General features: G+C 54.1%; 2 tRNA genes and 2 rRNA genes. All 4 read left to right on the forward strand.

Annotated elements, in window-relative coordinates:
* Positions 1–388: 388 nt before the first annotated feature.
* Positions 389–1,871, forward strand: a 16S ribosomal RNA gene (locus JL39_RS14830).
* Positions 1,872–2,095: 224 nt separating this feature from the next.
* Positions 2,096–2,172 (forward strand) — tRNA-Ile (locus JL39_RS14835).
* 130 nt (positions 2,173–2,302) lie between these two features.
* Positions 2,303–2,378: transfer RNA gene (locus tag JL39_RS14840), tRNA-Ala, on the forward strand.
* Positions 2,379–2,951: 573 nt separating this feature from the next.
* Positions 2,952–3,466: ribosomal RNA gene (locus tag JL39_RS14845) — 23S ribosomal RNA — on the forward strand; the annotation flags it as partial.

A 3,466-nucleotide genomic window follows, 5' to 3' on the forward strand; every position in this document is an offset into this window, starting at 1 on the left:
GTTGACTTCATCTTGGGTGAGCTTCTATAAGCCGTGTCACTGACGAGGGCGGCGGCGCTGCTGGCGACGAAGTCCTTTGTTCTGGAGAAATCCTTAAGCATTGGCGACTGCTGATTGTGGGCCGGGTTACGGTTTGGCTCTTGGGGATTTGACGTTTTGGCCTTTAGGTGAGGCTTTTGCGTCGGTTATTTGACAATTGAAGAATGGAAGAAAGAGAAACGTGGTCGGCGGCGTCTCGCGGATGGATCGAAGGGTCTGTCCAGATGAAGACAAAGTGACGGTCACGTTTTGATATGAGAACACCATGGAATGGGTGCATGGATATGCATTTATTCCAGAGTGAGTTCTCGTCGATTCAGAACAAGTGATTAGTCACGGATTGGATTCTCAACTTGAGAGTTTGATCCTGGCTCAGAACGAACGCTGGCGGCAGGCTTAACACATGCAAGTCGAGCGCGTAGCAATACGAGCGGCAGACGGGTGAGTAACGCGTGGGAACATACCCTTTTCTACGGAATAACGCAGGGAAACTTGTGCTAATACCGTATGAGCCCTTCGGGGGAAAGATTTATCGGGAAAGGATTGGCCCGCGTTGGATTAGCTAGTTGGTGGGGTAAAGGCCTACCAAGGCGACGATCCATAGCTGGTCTGAGAGGATGATCAGCCACATTGGGACTGAGACACGGCCCAAACTCCTACGGGAGGCAGCAGTGGGGAATATTGGACAATGGGCGCAAGCCTGATCCAGCCATGCCGCGTGAGTGATGAAGGCCCTAGGGTTGTAAAGCTCTTTCACCGGAGAAGATAATGACGGTATCCGGAGAAGAAGCCCCGGCTAACTTCGTGCCAGCAGCCGCGGTAATACGAAGGGGGCTAGCGTTGTTCGGAATTACTGGGCGTAAAGCGCACGTAGGCGGACATTTAAGTCAGGGGTGAAATCCCGGGGCTCAACCCCGGAACTGCCTTTGATACTGGGTGTCTTGAGTGTGGAAGAGGTCAGTGGAATTGCGAGTGTAGAGGTGAAATTCGTAGATATTCGCAGGAACACCAGTGGCGAAGGCGGCTGACTGGTCCATTACTGACGCTGAGGTGCGAAAGCGTGGGGAGCAAACAGGATTAGATACCCTGGTAGTCCACGCCGTAAACGATGAATGTTAGCCGTCGGGCAGTTTACTGTTCGGTGGCGCAGCTAACGCATTAAACATTCCGCCTGGGGAGTACGGTCGCAAGATTAAAACTCAAAGGAATTGACGGGGGCCCGCACAAGCGGTGGAGCATGTGGTTTAATTCGAAGCAACGCGCAGAACCTTACCAGCCCTTGACATGCCCGGACCGGTCCAGAGATGGACTTTTCCCTTCGGGGACCGGGACACAGGTGCTGCATGGCTGTCGTCAGCTCGTGTCGTGAGATGTTGGGTTAAGTCCCGCAACGAGCGCAACCCTCGCCCTTAGTTGCCAGCATTTGGTTGGGCACTCTAAGGGGACTGCCGGTGATAAGCCGAGAGGAAGGTGGGGATGACGTCAAGTCCTCATGGCCCTTACGGGCTGGGCTACACACGTGCTACAATGGTGGTGACAGTGGGCAGCGAAGGGGTGACCCCGAGCTAATCTCCAAAAGCCATCTCAGTTCGGATTGCACTCTGCAACTCGAGTGCATGAAGTTGGAATCGCTAGTAATCGCGGATCAGCACGCCGCGGTGAATACGTTCCCGGGCCTTGTACACACCGCCCGTCACACCATGGGAGTTGGTTTTACCCGAAGGCGCTGCGCTAACCAGCAATGGAGGCAGGCGACCACGGTAGGGTCAGCGACTGGGGTGAAGTCGTAACAAGGTAGCCGTAGGGGAACCTGCGGCTGGATCACCTCCTTTCTAAGGAAGCCGATTTATTGCGAATAGGGAGTAGCGGATAGTGAATAGCTGTTCGTCCTTAGGATGCTAAATCCGCTTTTTAGAACATAGATGGCGCCAGTCAGGCGACCATCGAAAACGCAATACGCCGCGTAGACTTCGGTCACGACGGTATGGCGGGAAACGCCGACTACGTTTCTCTTTCTTCAAGAAGACAAAAGCCGCAACGCTCGGTGGCCAGGAATGGGCCCGTAGCTCAGTTGGTTAGAGCACACGCTTGATAAGCGTGGGGTCGGAAGTTCAAGTCTTCCCGGGCCCACCATCTTCATTGGGAGATGATGGATCTGGGGATTGACTGGCTTTCTGGTCTGGCCTTGCGGACATGGTGGATTGTTGCGATCGAGTAAGGTGGCTGCATTGGCTACTCCCTATTCGCTATTCGCTCATTGATTGGGGCTGTAGCTCAGCTGGGAGAGCACCTGCTTTGCAAGCAGGGGGTCAGCGGTTCGATCCCGCTCAGCTCCACCATATTTGGTCCTGACGCTGTCGCAGCCTTGCTCAGGTTTGAGTATGGCAGCAATACAGCGCAGAGCGCGTCGCCAATCGTTTGGCGCCCCTGCGGAGCGCCTGCGGCGCGTGAGCACAAAATTGTCTTCTGAAGAAAATACAAGTTTGCACGACGCGAAATGCGTTTGTGCCTGTTCTGCAAAAATCGTGAAGAGAAGATTGATCTGGAGGCTTCCAGGTTCGGGTTTAGGCCCGAGTTTGAAGCTGGTCCTTATGATGTCGTTGATGGTCTAGCCGACTGGAAACGAAAGAGGGGTCAGTGGAGAAAGGAAGCTTGTCACTCTGGTCGGTCGTTGTTGGTGTCTTCGGGCGCCTCTGACGACTTTACTGATGGCCGTCTGCTAACCGCGCGGTCCCGGATTTGATCTCGAGAAGCTGGTCTTATGATCCGGCACAAGCGAGCTGCTCGGCGTAGCTCCAATAAGTGACCGGATCGAACACGTCGATGGCATCATGAGATGGCAGGGTTGTAAAAGGTAGCCCTGCTGCCTGCACCAAGTGCAGGCTATACTGATGAGCATTGGCAATGAGAACGATTAAGTGTCGTAAGGGCATTTGGTGGATGCCTTGGCATGCACAGGCGAAGAAGGACGTGATACGCTGCGATAAGCCGTGGGGAGCTGCGAATGAGCTTTGATCCATGGATCTCCGAATGGGGCAACCCACCTTAGATACTTGGAAAATCTGTTCAGTTGGACTGGCGCTGAGGACGCTGCATGGGACTTCCCATACAGACCGCCAGGTCGTTGCCAATCGTTTGGCGCGCCGTCCGCAGCGAAGCGATCAAGGATCGCGACAGCGTGAGGACAGAAGTCCTTGTTAACGCTGGCAGAACATCAACAACTGCACAGGTTTCCAAGTATCGTTAATAAGGTATCTAACCTTCGAATAGATAGGGGTTAGAAGCGAACGCAGGGAACTGAAACATCTAAGTACCTGCAGGAAAGGACATCAACCGAGACTCCGCAAGTAGTGGCGAGCGAACGCGGACCAGGCCAGTGGCAATCAGGAATAAAGCCGAACAAGCTGGAAAGCTTGGCCGTAGCGGG

This window comes from Rhizobium sp. YS-1r (assembly GCF_000757525.1).
In the GTDB taxonomy this organism is placed as follows: domain Bacteria; phylum Pseudomonadota; class Alphaproteobacteria; order Rhizobiales; family Rhizobiaceae; genus Neorhizobium; species Neorhizobium petrolearium.